Raw genomic sequence first — 21,875 nt, 5'->3', positions numbered from 1 at the left:
AGTATCATCATAAACGCTTTTATTGTTTGTTTAATTTCCACTTATTAAATTCCAAAAATTCGCGAAACTCTTCTTTTGAAACGCCAGAATTCATCGCTTCTTTAACAAGATTTTCCCACTCTGAGTCAAGTTCAACTGCATCGTTTTCATCTATTTCGTCATGTAAAAGTGAGTTAACTGAAACATTTAAAACCGCTGCAATTTTTTCAAGAAATTGAACAGAAGGATTGGATTGTAAATTTCGCTCAATCGAGCTTAAATATGATTTTGCTACTCCAGCTCTATCTGCAAGTTCTGATAAAGATAATTGCTTTTGTAGACGAAAGTTTTTTATACGCTGGCCAATCATATATTTTTTCACCTTCCTTCGTATTATTATAACATATAACGAAGGATTTTTTTCATATATAGAACAAAAAATAATTGTAATAAAAATGAAATGATAGTTGCTATACTTATTGGTTAATAGCAAATTTGTAAAATAGTATGTATATTATTAAGAAAATTGGGGAATTATAAAAAATTTTTATTTACAATATTTTTGTTCCTATTTTATTTTCTGAAAAAAATCTTTAATTTCTTGAACACTTATGCCCATATCTAAAGCGGCTAGAATTAAGTCAACCCAATCTTGATCCAAATTTTTTTCATTGACAGTGAATTGATTTTCCATGTTTACCTCCTAAAATACAGATGGTATTCCAGGTAGTCCAGCTATCATAGTCGTAAACCTTAGACCTGAGACTTTGCGTCCCTATTTTTCAATAGGTTTGCCCTTATCTGTAAATAATGATACTTTTGATATACTAATTGTCTAACTCTTACAATGAGTATATAAGATTCAAAAGTACTAGGCTCGTATAATTTGTCGATGTCGATAAATGATAGAAAGAACCCAAATAAAAGTAGGAATATATATATATAACAGTATTTACCACTGATTTTGTCGGTATATATCGATTTTTTCATTGTTTTATAGGCAAATCAAAACATTATGGTCTGAAAATAAATTAGGAAATAAGGAGTATTTGTAGAAAAAGAGATGAAAATGTTGAAAAGTTTTTAAGATTATTCTGATAATTTATGATTTTAGTCTTTTGATATAAGGTTTTGTTAATGGTTATAGTTGAAAAAACCAGCTTTATTGTATGTGTAAAGCGATTTCTATAAGTAATAAAACATGCTGAACGCATACCCTACAGGTAGTATTAGAAACTACAATATTGTTTAACAAAGCATAGATAAAAAACACAAGAAACCTGTGTTTTTTATCTATGCTCAATATAGTATGTTTGCTTCGTGAGTGCTAACAGAATATTACGTTCTTCCTCCGATAATGGATTGGCGCGGACAGCATTTGCATTTTCTTTAACTTGATTTACAGAACTTGCACCTGCAATAACCGAAGCAACGGATTCATGGCTTAGATTATATTGGATTGCAAATTCAGTCATTGTACGATTATTCTTTAATAGCTTTGATTGAATATTTTTGACTAATTCATTTAACTCTTCAAAAGTATAATCCATATAGCCCTTGTTCATAGCTTTCTCAAGTATTTTACCGCTAAGAATACCTTTGGCTAATGGTCCTCTTGTTACAGCACTAATGCTATTTTCTTTTAATAGAGGAAGAACGTTTTCCTCTGCACGACGGTCCAATAAGCTATATTGGAGCATAACACTAATAATATTGGATTTTTGAATGTATTCACGAATTACATTGGGACGGATTGAAGAAATTCCATAGTATCTGATTAGGCCTTCATTCTTTAATTCTTCGAAAGCTTCGATTGTTTCATCAATAGTATCTTGGATAGTTCCACCGTGTAATTGATATAAATCAATATAATCGGTTTGCAGGCGATGAAGGCTATCTTTTACCGCTTCTTTTATATAAGTTTTCGAAGGATCCCAATTCCAGCTTGTTTTTTCACTATTCCAACGATTACCTACCTTACTCGCAATAATCACTTGATCACGCACAGACTTTAAAGATTTTCCAACTATTTCTTCATTTACTCCAAAATCATATAGATCGGCTGTATCAAAATAATTAATTCCTTCTGCAAGTGCAGCTTTAATTATCTCCTTCGCCTTTATTTCGTCGGTACCGAGTGACATACACCCAAGACCTAATTTAGAAACGAATAAATCTGAGGTTCCTAATTGATTTTTTTTCATAAAGATTTCGACCTTTCATTATATGATATTTCTAATTTTAACGGAAATATTCAGTCAAATCTACCATTTGCTATTGGTCTGTTCCTTTAATCCAATCATTAACATATTTATATTTTTTCGAATAGAATTTAAGCGTTTCTCTAATTTCCCAGGCTTTTCCGCATAAAATCATTCCTTTTTGATGAATATAAATTTTCATTCTCATCATCTCCTAAATTAATTTCGGAGCTAGTCCGAATTTTGCACAGTCGTCTCCGCTTTTCTTTGTCTAGCTACGGCTCCTAGCCTCCGCTTTTCTATTTGTGTTAAAATGTATGAATAATGCCTAAGAATAGAACTCGAAGGAGCAAAAATAGATGCATAAATTTACTGAAAAAACATTAAGTACTGAAAAAATTTTTGATGGTAAAGTGATTCGATTACAAGTGGATGATGTGGAATTACCGGATGGGAAAACATCAAAGAGGGAGATTGTGAAGCATCCAGGAGCTGTGGCTGTTTTGGCTTTAACTTCTGAAAACAAAATCATTTTGGTTGAACAATACCGAAAGCCAATGGATCGTGCCCTTGTTGAAATTCCTGCTGGAAAATTAGAGCCAGGAGAAGAACCGGAATTAACGGCAAGGAGAGAGTTAGAGGAAGAAACAGGCTATGATTGTGAAGGCTTAGAGCATATCATCTCTTTCTACACTTCACCAGGGTTTGCTGATGAGCTTATCCATCTCTATTTAGCTAAAGGGATAAAAAAGAAAGAAAACCCGAAAAGTGCAGATGAAGACGAGTTTGTTGAATTATTAGAGGTTACAATAGAAGAAGCTATCCAATTAGTTAAGGAACAGAAAATTTATGATGCAAAAACGGCATATGCCATTCAATATTTACAATTAAAAGAGGCGCAAAAATAACATGAAAAACTACTTTGTTGATCTCCATATTCATATTGGTCGAACGAAAACGGGGAAACCAGTCAAAATTACCGGATCAAAAACACTTACACTAACAAATATATTAAAGGCAGCGAAAATACCTAAAGGATTAGATATAATTGGCATCATCGATTGTCACTCTCCTGAAGTAATCGCAGAAATTGAAGATCTTTTATACAGTGGAGAAATGATTGAAATGGAAGACGGTGGCTTTCGATTTCAAGATTCAGTGACTTTAATCCCAGGCGTTGAGATTGAAGTAAATGATGAATATTGTCAAGGACCCCTTCATGTTCTCGGGTACTTCCCTTCACTTAAGAGACTAAAGGAATTTTCAAACTGGTATTCTCAAAGAGTGAAAAATAACCAATTGAGCACACAACGTATTCGTGAGGATGCAAAGCAGCTACAGAAAAAAATTAAATCATTGGAAGGGATGTTCATTCCTGCACATGTTTTTACTCCATTCAAAAGCTTGTATGGAAAAGGAGTGAAAAAGTCATTAACGGAAGTATTCGATCAGAATCTTATTGATGGTATTGAGTTGGGTTTAAGCTCTAATACGGAAATGGCTGATCATATAGAAGAATTGCATGAATATACTTTCGTCAGCAATTCAGATGCCCATTCATTAGCAAAAATCGCTCGTGAGTACCAAGTAGTGAAGTTAGAAGCACCGACATTTCAAGCGTTGAAAAAAGCTTTTCAACAGAAAGATGGAAACAAAATAGTTGCAAACTATGGATTAAACCCATATCTTGGAAAGTATTATGAATCCACCTGTGCAAAATGCTTTGCTAAAAAATTTGGTGATATATGTGAAAAATGTGGATCTACTCAGTTTACAAAAGGGGTAGCTGAACGAATACAAGAAATAACAACTGCTAGTAATGGGCCAACTAGACCGCCATATATTCACCAAGTACCATTAGACTTTTTACCGGGATTAGGTCCTAAGACATTGGACAAGCTTCTAGACCATTTTGGAACGGAAATGAATATTCTTCACAATGTTTCTAAAAACGAGCTTGAGAAGGTTGTGAAACCGGATTTAGTAGATTTAATTATGAAAGCGAGAAATGGAGCACTGCAATTATCTGCAGGTGGGGGCGGTCAATACGGAAAAGTATCAGATCAGCAATAAAAAATATTTGATTGATCTATTTAGCCTACAATATAAATGGAGGATTTTATGGTAGACAGGAATTATTTTCAATTAATAAAGGAATTCTCATTACTGTTAGAAAACGAAAACATCCCATACCATTTTATAGATTCTACATCATTATGGCTACAAGGTGTGGAATTAGCACACGAAAATACCGTGTTTGTTGAAATTCAATGGGATGCGCTAGATAATTTATATGAATTATTGGAGCCGTTGGAACGTACAGAATTGGAGAAAAACGAGACACAGGCGAGTTTCCAAGCGCAAAAAGACAATTACTCTGTTTATGTGAAATGTCATTTTAATACAACGATTAAAACAGAGCCGTATCGAATCGAAATAATAATGGAAAATCACCCATTTTGGTGTGTGTCCTTGTATAAGTACCTTTATTACAATCATACATTTCATGAAACGATGAGTATACAAGCTCATTTGGAAAAAGAGCAGAGAATGGTAGCGATGCAAAACGAGGGTGCATGGAATCAAAATAATTACGCAGCATTACTAAATCGCTACGGTTCTCCACAGGAAATAGCAGAAAAGATTAAGCAAAACCCCAAGTGGAGGCTGCATCCGTTTTATAAATATCTTACCCCATTAAAAGATAAGAAGGTTCTTCATCTTATGGGATCGAATGGAATCAAAGCAGTGGCCATGTCATTACTAGGAGCAAACGTAACCGTAGTAGATTTTTCAAAAGAAAATGAAATGTTTGCTAAGGAAATTGCAAGCTTATCTGATATAGACTTTACATATATCGTTTCAGATGTTTTGTCCTTGTCTACCGAGAAATATCGTGGGCATTTTGATATTGTTTTAATGGAGCTGGGTGTCCTTCATTATTTCATTGATTTACATACATTAATGGAAAAAATCCATCAGTTATTATGTCCGAATGGTCGTTTTGTTCTCCATGAGTTCCATCCAATTTCAACAAAACTGATTACATCGACCGGAAAAAAGCATAAGGTTACCGGTAATTATTTTGATTCTTCAATCGAAAAAAATCATGTAGCCTTTACGAAGCATATGCCAGAAGAGGAAAAAAAGGAGCTTCAACATGTTTTACAAAGAAAGTGGACTTTAGGAGAAGTGATTACCTCAGTCGGACAATCTGAGTTATTAATAGAAGTTTTAGAAGAGGAACCTAATCATAAAATATCAGATATTGGTCTGCCAAAGACGTTTACATTAGTTGCAAAAAAGCTGTAGCCTCTATTTTTATAGAAGCTGCAGCTTTTTATTTCAAGGTAAGAAAATATTAAAGGGTATAAGTTTCAAAAAGTGTCTGCGTTGTCTAGCTCCAGCGCCTATCAGCTAGCGGATTTCTCCGTCTTCTCCCTACGATAAGCGGGCATCGACTCGTCCCTCGCCGTGTCTCCTTTATCTCAGTCGAAGACTACGAAATCCGTACGCTAAAGCTGCGGCGCTTACGCTTTTCTTATTCCCACTCATTTTTAAGCATTGAAAAAACACAAGTACTTCGAATTGATTTTCCATCTGCACTCATCGTATTATTTCTAAGAATTCCATCTAACGTAAATCCTAGACGCTCTGCAACTCTTCTAGAATTTGTATTCTTTGGATCACACCTAATTTCGATTCTTTCAGCCTTAAATTGTTTGAATGCAAAACTAGTTAGTCCCTCTACTGCTTCCGTAATATAGCCATTTTTAGTATATCGACTATCAATCCAATAGCCAATTTCAAAGACCTTGGTTTCCCAATTGATCCGGTGCAAACCAGTAGAACCTATAAATTTATTATCACTTTTTCGGTAAATATGAAGACGAAAATCTTGCCTCTTAATAAATTCAGCATATGAATTTCGTATTCCGGATTCAACATCATCTAAGTTTTGGTCTTTGTGCGCAAAAGCTAGCCATGTTTTTAAATCATTTAAAGAATGATTAATTGATTCATAAACGTCTTTTCCATCTCCAGGCATACAAGGACGGATATATAATCTTTCCGTCTCAATTCTATCAGGAAAATCTATTAATACTGGTTTCATAATATTCTCCTTTATGAAATATTTGTAAAAGTATAACTCTTCAATAAGAAAAAATGCAAGAGAAAAATAGTAGATAGATTGGCATAACATTTTTAATTCTGCATAACAATGATAATAAGAGATTATGTTACCTAGATTAATAGGAGGAAGTTAAAATGCGGAAAACAAAGTTGTTGTCTAATCCTATCATTCGTCATGTACAAGATTTCTCCTCAATTTACTCTTTTATTATTGTATTATTTTTAATGGGAGTGGTTTTCGGGGCGATTATTGTAAACAGTTTGTCAATCGACCAAAAGGAGGACCTTTTTCATTATTTAAATCAATTTTTTGGCCAAGTCTCTGATGGGAAAGTAGCTGCACCTGCAGATCTATTTCAACTCAGTTTTTTTCATAATGTTAAATTTCTTAGTTTAATGTGGGTGTTAGGAATCTCCATTATCGGATTGCCTATTATCCTCATATTATTATTTATTAAAGGTGTTGTCGTTGGATTTTCGGTTGGGTTTCTTGTGAATCAGATGGGATGGGGAGGATTTTTACTTTCATTTGTAACAGTGCTCCCACAAAACCTGTTCATCATCCCAATGTTTATATTTGTAGCGGTAGTGGCCGTTGGAGTATCGTTAAAATTAATACGAAAGATTTTTATAAGACAAAATATGGGGTTTCAAATTATTCCAATGTTCGCGCAGTATATTGTAGCATTAGTTATAGCTATCGGAGTTGTTTCAATAGCTGCAGGGATAGAAGCTTACTTATCTCCAGTATTAATGAAATCTGTTATGACATATATTAATAAATAATCATTATTAAATAATAAAATTTATACTTTGTATATGATAATAATTTTATTTTGCATCTTTTTCTCCTTCTGCTATAATAAAATGGATAGTGGCGAGGGAGGATTACTTCAAATGGAAAGTCGTGTGGATAGAATAAAAAAACAATTACATTCTGCAAGTTATAAGCTTACTCCACAACGTGAAGCAACCGTTCGAGTATTGCTGGAAAATGAAGAAGATCATTTGAGTGCAGAAGATGTGTACCTCCTTGTGAAAGAAAAATCGCCAGAAATCGGGCTAGCAACCGTATACCGAACATTAGAATTGTTAACTGAACTTAAGGTTGTAGATAAGATTAATTTTGGTGATGGTGTATCACGCTATGATTTAAGACAAGAGGGAGCTGCACATTTCCACCATCATTTAGTTTGCATCGAATGTGGAGCAGTAGATGAAATACAAGAAGATTTACTTGAAGATGTTGAAGCAATTGTTGAAAAACGCTGGAATTTTAAAATCAAGGATCACCGCCTAACATTCCATGGGATATGTTGGCGTTGCCAGGATAAGGACAAAAATAAAATAGAAGAATCATAAAAACCTTTTCTACTAGTTAGAAAAGGTTTTTATTCTTTCGAAAGTATAAAAAAACCAAAGCTTTTATGAACCGTTTACTTAATTGTTCTGGCTTCATTAACCTTTCAAAAAGTGGAATACAAGGTATAAAAAAACGTTACTCTGGCATAGCTTGTATTAGAAAAGAAATTTTATACGAAAGGGAAGGACTAATGCAATGTCTTGGATAAAAGTGATTTTAAGCACTCTTAAGGTGTTTATATTGTTTACTGGATGCACATTACTCTTTTATTATGGTATTATGTGGGTAAATCAAGAATATGAGGACTATCATCGATATGATGAGCCAAAAGGAACAGCAATAAAAGTAAATTCAGTAGAAGAAAACAATTCCGATTGGTTCCATCGACTAATGTTGTTCTATTTAAATGGGGAGTAATAAAATGCTAGATCGTTTAAGAGACTTAATTCATTATATGATTGTTGAAAAAGGCTTATCTAAAAATACGATAGTATCTTATGAAAGAGATTTAAAAAGCTATCTGTCTTATATGGGAAAAGTGGAACAAATAGAATCTTTAAATGAGATCACTCGCGTGCATATCGTCTATTTTTTAAATCATTTGAAGCAACAGGGAAAATCAGCAAGAACTTTAGCAAGACATGTTGCATCTATAAGGTCATTTCACCAATTTTTGTTAAGGGAAAAAATTACAGAAAATGATCCGTCCGTTCATATTGAAACACCACAAACTGAAAGAAGTCTTCCGAAAGTACTTAGTTTAACTGAAGTAGAAGCGTTATTGGAAGCTCCTTCTGATAAAGGGCCTTTGCCATTACGCGATAAAGCAATGCTTGAGTTATTGTATGCAACTGGAATTCGGGTGAGTGAGTTAATTAATTTGAATTTGGAGGATCTTCACTTATCGATGGGATTTATAAGGTGTATCGGCAAGGGAAACAAAGAAAGAATCATTCCAATTGGGAAAACAGCAACAAATGTTTTAGAAACTTACTTACAAGAGGGAAGACCAAAGCTTTGTTCGAATCATGATCAAACACAAAGCTTATTTTTGAATCATCATGGTAATCGATTAACTCGACAAGGGTTTTGGAAGATATTAAAAGGTTTGGCGAAAAAGGCAAATATTGAAAAGGAACTCACTCCACATACACTTCGCCATTCATTTGCAACCCATTTATTGGAGAATGGAGCCGATTTGAGGGCTGTACAGGAAATGCTTGGTCACGCTGATATATCAACTACTCAAATTTATACTCATGTGACGAAACTACGATTAAAAGATGTATATTCCAAACATCATCCGCGTGCTTAATAGATTAATAGATAACACCGCTATTCATGTTTATTGAGATAGCGGTGTTAATTATTGGAGAAAGTATATTCATGTTAGTGTAAAAGTAAATAAATAGTAACCCACTTTCAGTTGTGATTAAGGCTAATTCTTTGATAAAATAATGTTGTCAGACCTCATACCTTTATTAAATAAAAAAATCTATTATTCTATGTGAAATTGAAGGTAAAAGGTATTACCTATCTGTTTAACTTAAATTGTAAAGGGTATGATATGCTTGGAGTATAAAAAACAATGTAAATTTCATGAAGGGAATGAAAAAATTGAGTAATTATACATATAAACGAATTCATTTAATTGTTATGGATTCAGTTGGTATTGGAGAAGCACCAGACGCTGAAAAGTTTAATGATAAAGGTGCAGATACATTCGGACATATTGCCGAAAAAATGGTTGGTCTTCGTATGCCGAATATGGCGAAACTCGGCCTTTCAAATATTCGAGAAATTAAAGGGGTGGATAAAGCAGACACACCTCTTGCTTATTATACAAAAATGCAAGAAGCATCCAATGGGAAGGATACAATGACAGGTCATTGGGAAATAATGGGTTTGAATATCGAAACACCATTCCAAGTGTTTCCTGAAGGATTTCCAGAGGAACTAATTTCTGAATTGGAAAAAAAATCGGGCCGAAAGATAATCGGAAACAAACCTGCAAGTGGAACAGTTATTTTAGATGAACTTGGAAAAGAACATATGGAAACAGGAGCATTAATTGTTTATACATCTGCCGATTCAGTATTGCAAATTGCTGCCCACGAAGAAATTGTTCCGCTTGAAGAGTTGTATAAAATATGTGAAATTGCCAGGGAGTTAACCTTAGATGAGAAATATATGGTTGGACGAGTAATTGCACGTCCATTTATTGGTGAACCGGGTCATTTTACAAGAACACCAAACAGACATGATTATGCACTAAAGCCATTTGATCGTACAGTGATGAATGAATTGAAGGATAGCGGGTTTGATGTAATCGCTTTAGGTAAGATTTCAGATATTTATGATGGCGAAGGTGTAACAGAAGCGATCCGTACAAAATCTAATATGGATGGAATGGATAAATTCATTCAAACCTTTGATAAAGAATTTACAGGCTTAAGCTTTATTAATTTAGTTGATTTTGATGCATTATATGGTCATCGAAGAGATCCAATTGGTTATGGGAAAGCGTTAGAGGAATACGATTTACGCTTGCCAAAAGTATTTGAAAAAATGACAGAAGATGATCTATTAATTATTACTGCAGATCACGGAAATGATCCGATTCACCATGGTACAGATCATACACGTGAATATGTACCTCTATTAATTTATTCAAAACGTTTTAATGGTGGCAAGGAACTTCCAATTCGAAAAACGTTTGCGGATATTGGTGCAACAGTGGCAGATAATTTTAATGTAAAAATGCCTGAATACGGTACTAGCTTTTTAAAGGATTTACAAGGTTAGAGGAGGAGCAAGGGTGGATTATAAAGAAATTGTGCACGCAGCTGAATTTTTAAAAGAAAAATATACAAAAAGACCTAGAATCGGTCTTATTTTAGGATCAGGTTTAGGGGTTCTAGCGGATGAAATTGAAAATGAGGTAAAGATTCGTTATGAAGATATTCCTAATTTTCCTGTATCCACCGTTGAAGGCCATGCAGGACAACTCGTTTTTGGAATGCTTAGCGGAAAAGAAGTTGTAGCAATGCAAGGGAGATTTCACTACTATGAAGGTTACCCATTCGATCAAGTAACTTTCCCTGTTAGAGTAATGAAAGAGCTAGGTGTTGAAGTATTAGTTGTAACAAATGCAGCAGGTGGAGTGAATGAAGATTTTACTGCAGGAGATTTAATGATCATTTCGGATCATATTAATAATATGGGGAATAATCCACTTATTGGTCCAAATGATTCTAGGCTTGGTGCAAGGTTCCCGGATATGTCAGAACCGTATAATAAAGAATTACGATTCCTTGCAAGAAAAGTAGCAGAAGATCTCAATATTCGAATTCAAGAAGGTATATATGTAGGCAATAGTGGCCCTACATATGAAACACCAGCAGAAGTTCGAATGATTCGGGCATTTGGCGGGGATGCTGTTGGTATGTCTACTGTTCCAGAAGTTATTGTAGCTAGACATGCAGGATTAAAAGTATTAGGTATATCCTGTATTTCAAATATGGCATCAGGGATTTTGGACCAGCCATTAACGCATGATGAAGTTATTGAAACAACAGAAAAAGTTCGTGCCGATTTCTTAAAGTTTATAAAAGCAATAGTAAATAAAATTGAAGTTGGTGAAAACATATGAGAATGGTTGACTTGATAGAGAAGAAACGTGATGGACACGAATTATCAACAGAAGAGATACAATTTATCATAGAAGGATACACGAATAATTCCATTCCTGATTATCAAATGAGCGCGCTAACAATGGCTATTTATTTTCAAGGAATGAATGAGCGTGAACGAGCAGACTTAACAATGGCTATGGTAAATTCGGGAGACACGATTGATCTATCTGCAATTGAAGGAATAAAAGTTGATAAACATTCCACAGGCGGAGTTGGTGATACAACTACATTAGTTCTCGGTCCATTAGTAGCTGCATTAGGTGTACCAGTAGCAAAAATGAGTGGACGTGGACTAGGACATACAGGCGGAACAATCGATAAACTTGAAGCTGTTAGCGGCTTTCATGTAGAAATTGAAAATGACGAATTTATTCGTTTAGTTAATGAAAATAAAATTGCTGTCATTGGACAGAGTGGAAATTTAACTCCTGCAGATAAAAAGCTATATGCTTTAAGGGATGTAACAGGTACTGTTAATAGTATTCCATTAATTGCAAGCTCAATCATGAGTAAAAAAATTGCTGCAGGTGCAGATGCGATATGTCTTGATGTGAAAACAGGTGCAGGAGCATTTATGAAAACGATTGATGATTCACGTGAATTAGCGAGAGCGATGGTGAACATCGGGAATAATGTCGGTAGAAAAACGATGGCTGTTATATCAGATATGAGTCAGCCGCTTGGGTTTGCCATTGGGAATGCACTAGAGGTAAAAGAAGCTATTGATACATTACGTGGCGAAGGTCCGGAAGATTTAACAGAATTATGTTTAACCCTAGGAAGCCATATGGTCTTTTTAGCAGGAAAAGCAACTTCATTAAAAGAGGCACGTGAGAAACTTGCAGAAGTAATTTCAAATGGTAAAGCTTTGGAATCCTTTAAAATATTTTTACAGTCGCAAGGCGGGGATCCTGAAGTAGTTGACGACCCTTCTAAATTGCCACAAGCAAAGTATAAAATTGAATTGGAATCTTTAGTAGACGGGTATATTTCAGAAATCGTAGCAGATGAAATTGGAACTGCTGCAATGATGTTAGGTGCTGGACGTGCTACGAAAGAATCAATTATTGATCTAGCAGTAGGAATAGTTTTGAAGAAAAAAATAGGGGATCAAGTAAAGAAAGGTGAGTCTCTATTAACAATTTATTCTAATCAAGAACAAATTGAAGACGTAAAGCAGAAGCTTTACGATAATATTAAAATCTCACAACAAAAGGTAAAATCTCCAATCTTGATTCATGAAGAGATTGTATGAAAAATTTTTAATAAATTTGTATCTTAAAGCTGTTGATGAAAATCAACGGCTTTTTTTAATGGGTATAAGGAAATGCTTGTATAAAAAAGATGTGATTGGAAAAAATGGTGCTATGTATGTTTTTGAAGGTTAGAAGTTAGATAGGAGAAATCGGCAATTAAGGCCGATTTCATTCTATGTCTAAAGTTTCAAATCTAATCCACATTCTATGAAAAACGATGGAGGGGTCAAGATGAAAAAAGGACTAAGTATGATAATAAGTATATTTTTATTGACAATGCTCATATCATCACCTGTGTTTGCTGCTGAAACCAAGACCGAATTAGCAAGTGATTCGAAATCAGCAATTTTAATTGAACGTGATACGGGAGAAATTTTATACGATAAAAATAGTCATGAAAAACTACCACCCGCATCAATGACAAAGATTATGACCATGATACTAATTATGGAAGCAATCGAACAAAAAAAGATCGCACTAAATGAAAAGGTTCGTACGAGTGAATATGCAGCATCTATGGGTGGGTCGCAGATATTTCTTGAACCTGGAGAAGAAATGACAACAGAGGAGATGCTAAGAGGAATAGCCATCGGTTCAGCTAATGATGCTTCTGTTGCTATGGCTGAAAAAATAGCTGGAAGTGAAGAAGAGTTTGTAAAGATGATGAATAAAAAAGTAAGTGACCTTGGATTAAAAGATACGAAGTTTCAAAATGTAACGGGATTGCCTGAAAATGACCATTACAGTTCTGCATACGACATGGCCATAATGGCAAAGGAATTATTAAGACATGAAGAAATTACTAAATTCACAGGTACATACGAGTCCTATTTACGAGAAAATACCGATAAAAAGTTTTGGCTTGTTAATACGAACAAGCTTGTAAAGTTTTATCCAGGAGTAGATGGTCTTAAAACAGGTTTTACAAGTGAAGCAAAATTTTGTTTAACCGCAACAGCTAAGAAAAACGGTATGCGAGTTATCGCTGTTGTATTTGGAGCACCTTCTACAAAAGTTAGAAATGCACAAGTATCTAAAATGCTTGATTATGCTTTTGCCCAATATGTAACACATCCTTTATATAAGAAGGGGCAATCTCTAGGTATTGTTAAGGTGAGCAAAGGTGATACCAAGCAAATTAATGCGTTAACAAACGAGTCAATTTCAGTTTTAACAAAAAAGGGCGAAAAAATAGAGCACCTAAAAAAATCCGTTAAACTAAAAGAAAATTTAAAAGCACCTATTAAAAAAGGGGATGAAATTGGCAAATTAACCGTCAAAAAGGATGGGAAAGTAATCGTCGAATCAAAGTTAGTGTCAAGTCAAGATGTTAAGCAAGCAAGCTGGTGGAAACTATTTAAACGTTCATTCGGAATGTTTACTAAAACAAAGTAAAAGTCTCATCATACTTAGCTCGATTTTTCAGTATTTAAAGTCGAAGAAGTACTAATTGTGACGATATTCTTCTACTTTTGTCATGCAGCAGGAGATTTAGGAATAAAAATCGAATTGACTCACTATAAGAGGTTGTTCAAAAAGTCCGGGAAAAATAGCTGTCGAATTTTTTCTTAATCTGGTTCCAGTGCTTAGCCCCTCGAGGTCAAATAACCTCTAACCTATGAAGTCAAAGAACGGACTTCATAGGTTAGAGAACATTTGCTTGTCGGGGCTGATCGAGGCACTTCCACCTTTTGAAGTCAGCTTGCAGCTCCGCTCCTCACGTATTAAATTCATACGTTCCGGTGCTCGAGTTCTAGCGCTTCCTCGAATTTCTCGGCTCTTTTTGTCCTCCTTTTTGAACTCGTATTAAAAAGCTAGAAGGAGGCTGTAAAAATAGTGAGTCTGACCATTGATTTAGAAGTAAAAAAGGATGTTCTTTGTATTCGTTTAAAAGGAGAGTTGGATCACCATTCAGCAGAATCGCTACGTAAAAGTGCATCACAAGCAATAGAAAAGTTCCAAATAAACCACTTGGTCTTAAATTTGGGGCAATTATCCTTTATGGACAGCTCTGGACTTGGAGTTGTTTTAGGAAGATATAAGCAAATTAAACAAAAAAATGGAGAAATGATTGTTTGCGCAATCTCGCCTGCGGTTAAAAGGCTTTTCGAGATGTCTGGTCTGTTTAAAATAATTCGTTTAGATGAATCAGAACAGTTTGCACTTGAAAGATTGGGGGTTGCGTAGACAATGAGAAATGAAATGCAAATGCAATTTTCTGCACTTAGTCAAAATGAATCCTTTGCAAGGGTTACTGTTGCGGCATTTATTGCACAGCTAGATCCGACTATGGATGAGCTAACTGAGATAAAGACAGTGGTGTCAGAAGCTGTTACGAACTCTATTATTCATGGATATGAAGGTAATCCTGCCGGCAGCGTTTACATATCCGTTGCCATAGAGGATGGGGTTGTTGAATTAATTATTCGAGATGAAGGAGTAGGAATCTCTGACATTGAAGAAGCTAGACAACCGCTTTTTACAACCAAACCAGAATTGGAACGCTCAGGAATGGGATTTACGATAATGGAAAATTTTATGGATGAAATAGAAGTAGAATCTCAACCTAGCTTAGGCACCATCATTCGTTTAAAAAAGCATTTGGCATTCAATAAAGCCTTATGTAATTAAGGAGTCGTGCCTATGGATGCGGATCTTAAGAAAGAGAAAACTCAAGTCTATTTAAAGGATCATGAGGTCAAGGATTTGATACGAAAAAGTCAAGAAGGTGATCAAGAGGCGAGAAATCAAATAGTAGAAAAGAATATCCGCCTTGTTTGGTCAGTAGTTCAACGCTTTTTAAATCGTGGCTATGAAGCAGATGATTTATTTCAAATTGGTTGTATTGGTCTTTTAAAATCGGTTGATAAATTTGATTTATCTTATGATGTAAAGTTTTCAACATATGCTGTTCCAATGATTATTGGAGAAATTCAACGCTTTTTACGCGATGATGGCACTGTAAAGGTAAGTCGATCATTAAAAGAAATCGGAAACCGAATTCGCAAAGCGAAGGATGAATTAACGAAGAGTTACGGACGTGTTCCAACGGTAAATGAAATAGCAGAATTTCTTGAAATCTCACCTGAAGACGTTATTATGGCACAAGAAGCAAGCAGAACCCCATCTTCCATACATGAAACGGTTTATGAAAATGATGGAGATCCTATCACATTGTTAGATCAAATTGCAGATCAAAATGAACAGAAATGGTTTGATAATATTGCTTTAAAAGAAGCGATAAGAGGGCTGGATGATCGTGAAAGATTGATTGTTTACCTTAGATATTATAAAGATCAAACACAATCTGAAGTTGCAGAACGACTAGGCATTTCACAAGTACAGGTATCCCGGTTAGAGAAAAAAATATTGGAGCAAATGAAAGATCGTATGGGTATGTAGACCCTGCGATCTTTTTGTTTTCTAGTCGTATAGGAAATAATAAAATACTCGCACAGTGAATAAGTTTATGAAGATCGAGGTTTACGTCTAGCTCCAGCGCCTATCGGCTAGCGGATTTCTCCGTCTCCTCCCTACGATAAGTCAACATCGGCTCGTGAACTACCTCACCGTGTTTCCTTTATCTCAGTCGAAGACTACGAAATCCGTACGCTAGAGCTGCGGCGCTTGCGCTTTTGTTCTGAAAAGTTGTATTTTATTACAATGTATGAAATTTCTTCATTTCCACATACTACTATTTACAAAACACAAAATTTTAGGGGTTGAAGGAAATGGAGAGTTTGATTTATTTGCGGCTTCGCCATCGTGTTGAAGTAAAGCCGGATAGCACAATTAAACTTTCTGATATCGCACAGATTATTGCTCCAGAAAAGATTTTGTTAAGTCTTAAGCAGATGCCTGTTTATCAAGTATCTAAGGCAGATAAAACCTCTGTTGTCATCGATATCATGAAGGTAATACATTTAATAACGGAAAAATTTGGGGCGATGGATATTCAGACAGTTGGTCCGTCACAAACAATCATTGAAATCATCTACAAAAACAGGAAGTTATCTATTCCTTTTTTTCTCCTTATTTGGATTTTGCTTTTTATAGGTTCAGCCTTAGCAATTATGAATTTTCATGAGGATGTAAGTATGAGACTGGTTCATCAAAAGATATATAAAATGATTACCGGATTCGATGAATCTAAGCCATTAATCCTTCAAATTCCATATTCTTTAGGACTTGGGTTAGGAATGATTATCTATTTTAATCATATTTTTAAAAAACGCTTTAATGAAGAACCAAGTCCCTTAGAAGTAGAAATTTTTAACTACCAGCAGGATGTCGACAACTACGTAGTAATGAATGAAAATAAAGAAAGCATTAAGCGCCTTGATGATCATTAAAACTATATTACTCATAATGATCGGTTTAGCTGGAGGATTAATTGTTGGTTGCGGCGTGGTCGCATTTTTATCAGTTCTTGGAATTATACCCCGTTTAACTCAAATATCAAAAACAGGAAGTATGGTCTATTATTATGAATGGGCAATTGTATTTGGATCTTTATTAGGCGGCTGGGCACAATTTAGAGATATTTATTTTCACTTACCAGCACTTTTACTATCACCAATTGGATTAGCCTGTGGAGTGTTTGTCGGAATGCTCGCTGCAGCATTAACAGAAGTTGTAAATGTTATTCCTATCCTCGCGAAAAGAATTGGGATTGATGGTCATTTAATTGTAGCAATAATGGCGATAGTTTTCGGTAAAGTATTTGGTTCATTATTTCATTGGATGTATTTCATTGATAGATAAGGTTTATTCTGCAAAGATTGATGATAGTTTGGATAGTATCTAACATGTTTAAATAGCAATGATTCGGGGAATCTTTTCGTGGGAACAGTCGATGAATTTATAGTTGTAAGCAAGTTTAATTAAGTTTTTCGACTTGAAAGCAATAACGTTTACGAAAAGAACCGTAGATAAAAATATTCTTATGGAAAGGATTTTCGTATGAAAATGAAACGTCAGGTGATATTAATTACAGATGGAGATGAATATGCCAGAAAAGCAATTGAATTGATTGCAAAAGATTTAGGTGGCAGGTGCATCACACAATCATACGGAAACCCTTCTCATTTATCAGGACCTCAGCTTGTAAAATTAATAAAAAAAGCACCTGTTGATCCTGTGTTCGTGATGTTTGACGACAGTGGATATTTAGGCGAAGGGAAAGGTGAGGAATCATTAATTTATGTTGCTACTCATCCTGACATTCAAGTTTTAGGAGTTATTGCAGTTGCTTCAAAAACACATCAGGCAGAGTGGACAAGGGTTGATGTTTGTATCGATCGTGATGGAAATTTAACACCATTTGGTGTAGATAAATATGGAATTCCTGAAATGGAATTAAAAAAGATCAATGGCGATACTGTCTACTGCTTAGATCAATTAAATATACCGATTATTGTAGGTATCGGGGATATAGGGAAAATGGGAAAGTTAGATCATTATTCAAAGGGAGCTCCAATAACAAGAAAAGCTGTAGAGTTAGTTTTGGAAAGGAGTGGATTTAATGACAAAACAAGATCTAAGTACTAAAGCACCCATTCCCGCAGACCTCAATGAGCTTGAGAAGATATTTGAAAAAAGAATGGGATTGGGTGTAAGTTTTGACTTAGGAGTCCGCCATATAAAGGTATTAAAAAAGAATATTCAACTCTATTATATAAATGGTTTAGCTGATACTCTATATATTACTGAAATTTTAAAAGAATTATTAGAACTTAATGATACTGAACGATTAACAAGCAGGGTTTATGAAATTGTTCAAAATCGAATTGTCAATCAATCCGTGGAAATTGTAAAAACTATTGATGAAATGGCTGACCAAGTCTTATCAGGTTTAATAGCGATCGTTGTGGAAGGAGAAGGCGAGGCATTAATTGTTGATGTCCGTAGCTATCCAGGAAGACAGCCGATGGAACCTGATACTGAAAAAGTAGTAAGGGGATCACGTGATGGGTATGTAGAAAATATAATACTAAACACAGCTCTTACTAGAAGAAGAATTCGAGACGAAAGGTTACGTTTTGAATTAATGAAAATAGGAGAGCGCTCCAAAACAGATGTAGCAATCGGTTATATTGAAGGAGTAGCTAATCCTGATTTAGTGGAAACTATTAAAAAGGAATTGAAAACGATAGATGTCGATGGAATTACAATGGCAGATAAAACGATCGAAGAATTCCTTTTAAAACAAGAATATAATCCATATCCATTAGTTAGATACACAGAAAGAGCGGATGTTGGTTCTATCCATTTACTTGAGGGTCATGTCTTAATTTTTATAGACACTTCTCCAAGCGTAATGATTACACCCGCCACTTTCTTTCACCATGTTCAACATGCAGAAGAATATAGGGAATCACCAGCGGTAGGGACATTTATACGCTGGATTCGATTTATTGGAATAGTGGCTTCACTCTTTCTTCTCCCGTTATGGTATTTATTTGCCATCGATCCAAGCATGCTGCCCAACCATTTAGAATTTATTGGGCCTAATAAACAGACGAATATTCCATTAATTATACAATTATTTATCGCTGATATGGGGATAGAATTTTTAAGAATTGCAGCGATTCATACACCAACACCATTAGCTACTGCCATGGGATTAATTGCTGCTGTTTTAATCGGACAAATTGCAATAGATGTTGGACTGTTTGTGCCAGAAGTTATTTTATATGTAGCTGTAGCTGCCATTGGTACATATGCTACACCAAGTTATGAATTAAGTATTGCAAATAAAATCGCCAGGGTTATATTACTATTAATTGTTGCATTCTTTAAATTGCCAGGTCTATTAATTGGAGGAACCTTATTTATCATATTTTTAGTACAAATTCGGGCGTTAAATGCTCCATATTTATGGCCATTTATACCTTTTAACCCACAGGCAATTACACATATATTATTTCGTAGAACAGTACCAGGTTCAAAAGTTAGGCCAAGTATCGTACGCCCAAGAGATCGATTTCGGCAGCCTCCTGATAAGTAAACCCATTGCCAAAACTGATATTTTATGATAAAGTTTATCTAATTTATTTGAAATATTGAATAAATAGACAGTTTGTCTTTAGGACAACTGTCTATTTCTCCTTATTGTGACGAAATAGGAAATGAGGGAAGCAAATGTATTTTCACGGTACTTCTAAGATTAATGAAAAAGGTCATCTCGAAATAGGCGGAGTAGACACTGTCGATTTAGCCAAAAAACACGGTACGCCCTTATACGTGTACGATGTTTCTTTAATACGTGAACGTGCTAGAGGATTTAAGCGCACCTTTGATAAATTAGGTATTAAATCTCAAGTGGCTTATGCAAGTAAGGCATTTTCTTCGATAGCCATGTTAAGTTTAGTGAATGAAGAGGGATTATCATTAGATGTTGTGTCAGGAGGCGAATTATATACAGCAATTGCTGCTAATTTTCCGGTTGATCGAATCCATTTTCATGGGAATAATAAAAGTATTGAAGAATTGGAACTTGCTTTAGATTATAATATTGGCTGTATCGTTGTAGATAATTTTTATGAATTGGAATTATTACAGCAACTATGTATAAAAAAGGATAAACAGATACCGATTTTACTCCGTGTTACTCCTGGAATAGAGGCACATACACATGATTATATATTGACAGGACAAGAGGATTCAAAATTTGGATTTGATTTACAAAATGGTCAAGTAGAAGAGGCGTTAAGGAGATCATTGGAATCCAAATATTTGAATGTACTAGGAATTCACTGTCATATCGGCTCACAAATATTTGATACTACTGGATTTATTTTAGCAGCAAGAAAAATAATCGACAAGCTAGCTGAATGGAACAATCAGTTTTCATATTTTCCTTCTGTTTTGAATTTAGGAGGAGGATTTGGGATTCGCTATACGGACGAAGACGAACCTCTTTCTCCAGATAGTTATGTGAGTGAGATAATCATTGAAGTACAAAAACGAACTAGATTCCATAATCTTTCAATGCCAGAAATATGGATTGAGCCTGGTAGATCCTTAGTTGGTGAAGCAGGTACTACTTTATATACAATAGGTTCCAGTAAAGATGTCCCAAATGTGCGCAAATATATTGCTGTTGATGGTGGTATGAGTGATAATATTCGACCTGCTTTATATGAAGCAAAATATGAAGCTATATTAGCGAATCGGCCTACCGACGAGGTTAAGGAAAAGTATTCCATTGCAGGGAAATGCTGCGAATCTGGTGATATGCTTATTTGGGATCTGCCATTGCCAAATGTGGAAAGCAATGATATTTTAGCTGTTTTTTGTACAGGTGCATATGGGTACTCGATGGCAAATAATTACAATCGTATTCCGAGACCACCAGTTGTATTTGTTGAGAGTGGGGAAGATCAACTTGTCATTAAACGGGAAACGTATGAAGATTTAATTAGATTAGATTTGCCGCTCCAGAGTAAGATTAATTTATAATTATAAAAGCTCGTTCGAAAGGAATATATTTTCATTCGAATGAGCTTGAATTTTTTAGGTTTTATTACAATTTTATTATATTTTGAATAGAAATCGCTTTCTTTTCCTCCTTTTTGTGATTGCGTAAATAGTAGAAAATAGATACAATAGACAAAGTATATTAAAGAAGTTTGTTAATAGGAGTGTCATTCTTTGAGGAAAAATAACATATTGCTGTTTATTCTTATACTTATTATGGCTTTAGGATGGGGTCTTTATTATTGGCTGTTTTTAGTATAAGCTAGGAATGAATCAAAAATTTATACATAAAGATTCAATGTAATTGAATTGATATTAAACGTTTATTATTTTCTTGCTATGTTTATAATGATAGAAAAGCATAAAGATTATGCAAAAAGGATAACGAGGGATATTCATGCTAATTCGATATAAGAAAGTCTTTGAGAAGATCGCGATGGGTCTTTTATCGTTCATGCCAAATGAAAAGGATATTAAAAAATTACAGCAAACGATAAAACAATATGAAACTGATGATAGCTGGCAACTTTTTTTGTGGAAAGTTAATGATGATGTCGTTGGACTTGTAGGTGTTATTCTTAAGGATCAATTGGTAGAAATTCAACACATTTCTGTAAATCCTTCCCATCGTCAACAAGGGATTGGCAAAAATATGCTTAAATCTCTAAAGCAAATTTACGATGGAAAAACATTAGTACCAAATGAAAATACAGCATCGTTCTGTGATAATTGTGATTATAATGAAGAAGGCTTGGAAGAATAGACC

At 34.7% G+C, this 21,875-nt stretch carries 25 protein-coding genes and 1 riboswitch; of the genes, 20 read left to right on the top strand and 5 right to left on the bottom strand.

Annotated elements, in window-relative coordinates; genetic code table 11:
• Window positions 1–19 precede the first annotated feature (19 nt).
• The 4 genes from ACQKP0_RS07570 to mciZ form a co-directional block, all read right to left on the bottom strand.
• Window positions 20–349, bottom strand: coding sequence for a helix-turn-helix domain-containing protein (locus ACQKP0_RS07570; protein ID WP_427405215.1), 330 nt, complete (start codon window positions 347–349; stop codon window positions 20–22).
• Between the two features lie 198 nt (window positions 350–547).
• The gene (locus tag ACQKP0_RS07565) at window positions 548–673 is read right to left on the bottom strand and encodes an anti-repressor SinI family protein (RefSeq protein WP_427405214.1); all 126 of its coding nucleotides are present in this window, start codon (window positions 671–673) and stop codon (window positions 548–550) included.
• A 28-nt stretch (window positions 674–701) separates the two neighbouring features.
• A riboswitch (cyclic di-GMP riboswitch) is annotated at window positions 702–785 on the bottom strand.
• A gap of 483 nt (window positions 786–1,268) precedes the next feature.
• A complete protein-coding gene (locus tag ACQKP0_RS07560; RefSeq protein WP_427405213.1) occupies window positions 1,269–2,183 on the bottom strand; it encodes an aldo/keto reductase in 915 nt (304 codons plus the stop codon).
• Window positions 2,184–2,253: 70 nt separating this feature from the next.
• Window positions 2,254–2,382, bottom strand: a complete 129-nt coding sequence (mciZ, locus tag ACQKP0_RS07555; protein WP_427405212.1) for a Z-ring formation inhibitor MciZ — start codon at window positions 2,380–2,382, stop codon at window positions 2,254–2,256.
• Between the two features lie 157 nt (window positions 2,383–2,539).
• On the opposite strand from mciZ, the gene ACQKP0_RS07550 reads away from it, so the two are divergent.
• The 3 genes from ACQKP0_RS07550 to ACQKP0_RS07540 are packed head-to-tail and all read left to right on the top strand — an operon-like array spanning window position 2,540 to window position 5,492.
• Entirely contained in the window at window positions 2,540–3,088 is a 549-nt protein-coding gene (locus ACQKP0_RS07550; protein ID WP_427405211.1) for an NUDIX hydrolase, read from the top strand.
• 1 nt (window position 3,089) lies between these two features.
• Complete coding sequence (locus ACQKP0_RS07545) at window positions 3,090–4,253, top strand: endonuclease Q family protein (protein WP_427405210.1); 1,164 nt, start codon at window positions 3,090–3,092, stop codon at window positions 4,251–4,253.
• Window positions 4,254–4,301: 48 nt separating this feature from the next.
• The gene (locus ACQKP0_RS07540; protein WP_427405209.1) at window positions 4,302–5,492 is read left to right on the top strand and encodes a class I SAM-dependent methyltransferase; all 1,191 of its coding nucleotides are present in this window, start codon (window positions 4,302–4,304) and stop codon (window positions 5,490–5,492) included.
• A gap of 229 nt (window positions 5,493–5,721) precedes the next feature.
• On the opposite strand, the gene ACQKP0_RS07535 is transcribed toward ACQKP0_RS07540, so the two are convergent.
• Window positions 5,722–6,294 carry a GNAT family N-acetyltransferase gene (locus ACQKP0_RS07535; RefSeq protein ID WP_427405208.1) on the bottom strand — a complete coding sequence of 191 codons (573 nt, stop codon included), beginning with the start codon at window positions 6,292–6,294 and terminating at the stop codon, window positions 5,722–5,724.
• 155 nt (window positions 6,295–6,449) lie between these two features.
• Here ACQKP0_RS07535 and spoIIM point away from each other — a divergent pair, with 155 nt between their 5' ends.
• The 17 genes from spoIIM to ACQKP0_RS07450 all read left to right on the top strand — a co-directional run bounded on the left by spoIIM (window position 6,450) and on the right by ACQKP0_RS07450 (window position 21,872).
• Complete coding sequence (gene spoIIM / locus ACQKP0_RS07530) at window positions 6,450–7,100, top strand: stage II sporulation protein M (RefSeq protein WP_427405207.1); 651 nt, start codon at window positions 6,450–6,452, stop codon at window positions 7,098–7,100.
• Window positions 7,101–7,211: 111 nt separating this feature from the next.
• Entirely contained in the window at window positions 7,212–7,676 is a 465-nt protein-coding gene (locus ACQKP0_RS07525) for a Fur family transcriptional regulator (protein ID WP_427405206.1), read from the top strand.
• 196 nt (window positions 7,677–7,872) lie between these two features.
• On the top strand, window positions 7,873–8,094 hold the full coding sequence (locus ACQKP0_RS07520) for a YqzK family protein (RefSeq protein ID WP_427405205.1): 222 nt from the start codon (window positions 7,873–7,875) through the stop codon (window positions 8,092–8,094).
• Between the two features lie 4 nt (window positions 8,095–8,098).
• A complete protein-coding gene (gene xerD, locus ACQKP0_RS07515) occupies window positions 8,099–8,992 on the top strand; it encodes a site-specific tyrosine recombinase XerD (protein ID WP_427405204.1) in 894 nt (297 codons plus the stop codon).
• 293 nt (window positions 8,993–9,285) lie between these two features.
• Window positions 9,286–10,482: a phosphopentomutase gene (deoB, locus tag ACQKP0_RS07510; protein WP_427405203.1), complete on the top strand. Its 1,197-nt coding sequence runs from the start codon at window positions 9,286–9,288 to the stop codon at window positions 10,480–10,482.
• A gap of 13 nt (window positions 10,483–10,495) precedes the next feature.
• Complete coding sequence (locus ACQKP0_RS07505; RefSeq protein ID WP_427405202.1) at window positions 10,496–11,329, top strand: purine-nucleoside phosphorylase; 834 nt, start codon at window positions 10,496–10,498, stop codon at window positions 11,327–11,329.
• Window positions 11,326–12,627 carry a pyrimidine-nucleoside phosphorylase gene (locus ACQKP0_RS07500; protein WP_427405201.1) on the top strand — a complete coding sequence of 434 codons (1,302 nt, stop codon included), beginning with the start codon at window positions 11,326–11,328 and terminating at the stop codon, window positions 12,625–12,627. Before ACQKP0_RS07505 ends, ACQKP0_RS07500 begins: the two co-directional genes overlap by 4 nt.
• Before the next feature lie 232 nt (window positions 12,628–12,859).
• Complete coding sequence (locus ACQKP0_RS07495) at window positions 12,860–14,023, top strand: D-alanyl-D-alanine carboxypeptidase family protein (RefSeq protein WP_427405200.1); 1,164 nt, start codon at window positions 12,860–12,862, stop codon at window positions 14,021–14,023.
• Between the two features lie 441 nt (window positions 14,024–14,464).
• Window positions 14,465–14,815 (top strand): anti-sigma F factor antagonist, encoded by a 351-nt coding sequence (gene spoIIAA / locus ACQKP0_RS07490; RefSeq protein ID WP_427405199.1) that lies wholly within the window; start codon window positions 14,465–14,467, stop codon window positions 14,813–14,815.
• A gap of 3 nt (window positions 14,816–14,818) precedes the next feature.
• On the top strand, window positions 14,819–15,259 hold the full coding sequence (gene spoIIAB, locus ACQKP0_RS07485; protein WP_427405198.1) for an anti-sigma F factor: 441 nt from the start codon (window positions 14,819–14,821) through the stop codon (window positions 15,257–15,259).
• Window positions 15,260–15,271: 12 nt separating this feature from the next.
• On the top strand, window positions 15,272–16,030 hold the full coding sequence (gene sigF / locus ACQKP0_RS07480; RefSeq protein ID WP_427405197.1) for an RNA polymerase sporulation sigma factor SigF: 759 nt from the start codon (window positions 15,272–15,274) through the stop codon (window positions 16,028–16,030).
• Between the two features lie 329 nt (window positions 16,031–16,359).
• On the top strand, window positions 16,360–16,980 hold the full coding sequence (locus ACQKP0_RS07475; RefSeq protein WP_427405196.1) for a stage V sporulation protein AA: 621 nt from the start codon (window positions 16,360–16,362) through the stop codon (window positions 16,978–16,980).
• A complete protein-coding gene (locus tag ACQKP0_RS07470; RefSeq protein WP_427405327.1) occupies window positions 16,970–17,392 on the top strand; it encodes a stage V sporulation protein AB in 423 nt (140 codons plus the stop codon). The genes ACQKP0_RS07475 and ACQKP0_RS07470 overlap by 11 nt, the downstream gene beginning before the upstream one ends.
• 198 nt (window positions 17,393–17,590) lie before the next feature.
• On the top strand, window positions 17,591–18,178 hold the full coding sequence (locus tag ACQKP0_RS07465) for a stage V sporulation protein AE (protein WP_427405195.1): 588 nt from the start codon (window positions 17,591–17,593) through the stop codon (window positions 18,176–18,178).
• Window positions 18,153–19,637: a spore germination protein gene (locus tag ACQKP0_RS07460; protein ID WP_427405194.1), complete on the top strand. Its 1,485-nt coding sequence runs from the start codon at window positions 18,153–18,155 to the stop codon at window positions 19,635–19,637. Before ACQKP0_RS07465 ends, ACQKP0_RS07460 begins: the two co-directional genes overlap by 26 nt.
• A gap of 134 nt (window positions 19,638–19,771) precedes the next feature.
• Window positions 19,772–21,091, top strand: a complete 1,320-nt coding sequence (gene lysA, locus ACQKP0_RS07455) for a diaminopimelate decarboxylase (RefSeq protein ID WP_427405193.1) — start codon at window positions 19,772–19,774, stop codon at window positions 21,089–21,091.
• 415 nt (window positions 21,092–21,506) lie between these two features.
• On the top strand, window positions 21,507–21,872 hold the full coding sequence (locus ACQKP0_RS07450; RefSeq protein WP_427405192.1) for a GNAT family N-acetyltransferase: 366 nt from the start codon (window positions 21,507–21,509) through the stop codon (window positions 21,870–21,872).
• Window positions 21,873–21,875: the final 3 nt, after the last annotated feature.

The organism is Heyndrickxia sp. NPDC080065 (assembly GCF_050281185.1).
Lineage (GTDB): Bacteria > Bacillota > Bacilli > Bacillales > Bacillaceae_C > Heyndrickxia.
Note: the sequence above shows the minus strand (reverse complement) of the source record. Positions and strands in the feature narration are given on the sequence as shown.

Excerpts from the sequence above, each read along its gene's own strand:
- ACQKP0_RS07520 (WP_427405205.1), top strand. The coding sequence starts at position 7,873 with ATGTCTTGGATAAAAGTGATTTTAAGCACTCTTAAGGTGTTTATATTG.
- ACQKP0_RS07470 (WP_427405327.1), top strand. The coding sequence starts at position 16,970 with ATGATCATTAAAACTATATTACTCATAATGATCGGTTTAGCTGGAGGA.
- ACQKP0_RS07565 (WP_427405214.1), bottom strand. The coding sequence starts at position 673 with ATGGAAAATCAATTCACTGTCAATGAAAAAAATTTGGATCAAGATTGG.
- ACQKP0_RS07545 (WP_427405210.1), top strand. The coding sequence starts at position 3,090 with ATGAAAAACTACTTTGTTGATCTCCATATTCATATTGGTCGAACGAAA.
- mciZ (WP_427405212.1), bottom strand. The coding sequence starts at position 2,382 with ATGAAAATTTATATTCATCAAAAAGGAATGATTTTATGCGGAAAAGCC.
- deoB (WP_427405203.1), top strand. The coding sequence starts at position 9,286 with ATGAAAAAATTGAGTAATTATACATATAAACGAATTCATTTAATTGTT.
- ACQKP0_RS07500 (WP_427405201.1), top strand. The coding sequence starts at position 11,326 with ATGAGAATGGTTGACTTGATAGAGAAGAAACGTGATGGACACGAATTA.
- ACQKP0_RS07525 (WP_427405206.1), top strand. The coding sequence starts at position 7,212 with ATGGAAAGTCGTGTGGATAGAATAAAAAAACAATTACATTCTGCAAGT.
- lysA (WP_427405193.1), top strand. The coding sequence starts at position 19,772 with ATGTATTTTCACGGTACTTCTAAGATTAATGAAAAAGGTCATCTCGAA.
- ACQKP0_RS07550 (WP_427405211.1), top strand. The coding sequence starts at position 2,540 with ATGCATAAATTTACTGAAAAAACATTAAGTACTGAAAAAATTTTTGAT.
- spoIIAB (WP_427405198.1), top strand. The coding sequence starts at position 14,819 with ATGAGAAATGAAATGCAAATGCAATTTTCTGCACTTAGTCAAAATGAA.
- ACQKP0_RS07540 (WP_427405209.1), top strand. The coding sequence starts at position 4,302 with ATGGTAGACAGGAATTATTTTCAATTAATAAAGGAATTCTCATTACTG.
- ACQKP0_RS07560 (WP_427405213.1), bottom strand. The coding sequence starts at position 2,183 with ATGAAAAAAAATCAATTAGGAACCTCAGATTTATTCGTTTCTAAATTA.
- ACQKP0_RS07570 (WP_427405215.1), bottom strand. The coding sequence starts at position 349 with ATGATTGGCCAGCGTATAAAAAACTTTCGTCTACAAAAGCAATTATCT.
- ACQKP0_RS07465 (WP_427405195.1), top strand. The coding sequence starts at position 17,591 with ATGAAAATGAAACGTCAGGTGATATTAATTACAGATGGAGATGAATAT.
- ACQKP0_RS07475 (WP_427405196.1), top strand. The coding sequence starts at position 16,360 with ATGGAGAGTTTGATTTATTTGCGGCTTCGCCATCGTGTTGAAGTAAAG.
- spoIIM (WP_427405207.1), top strand. The coding sequence starts at position 6,450 with ATGCGGAAAACAAAGTTGTTGTCTAATCCTATCATTCGTCATGTACAA.
- ACQKP0_RS07460 (WP_427405194.1), top strand. The coding sequence starts at position 18,153 with ATGACAAAACAAGATCTAAGTACTAAAGCACCCATTCCCGCAGACCTC.
- ACQKP0_RS07535 (WP_427405208.1), bottom strand. The coding sequence starts at position 6,294 with ATGAAACCAGTATTAATAGATTTTCCTGATAGAATTGAGACGGAAAGA.
- ACQKP0_RS07495 (WP_427405200.1), top strand. The coding sequence starts at position 12,860 with ATGAAAAAAGGACTAAGTATGATAATAAGTATATTTTTATTGACAATG.
- ACQKP0_RS07450 (WP_427405192.1), top strand. The coding sequence starts at position 21,507 with ATGCTAATTCGATATAAGAAAGTCTTTGAGAAGATCGCGATGGGTCTT.
- xerD (WP_427405204.1), top strand. The coding sequence starts at position 8,099 with ATGCTAGATCGTTTAAGAGACTTAATTCATTATATGATTGTTGAAAAA.
- sigF (WP_427405197.1), top strand. The coding sequence starts at position 15,272 with ATGGATGCGGATCTTAAGAAAGAGAAAACTCAAGTCTATTTAAAGGAT.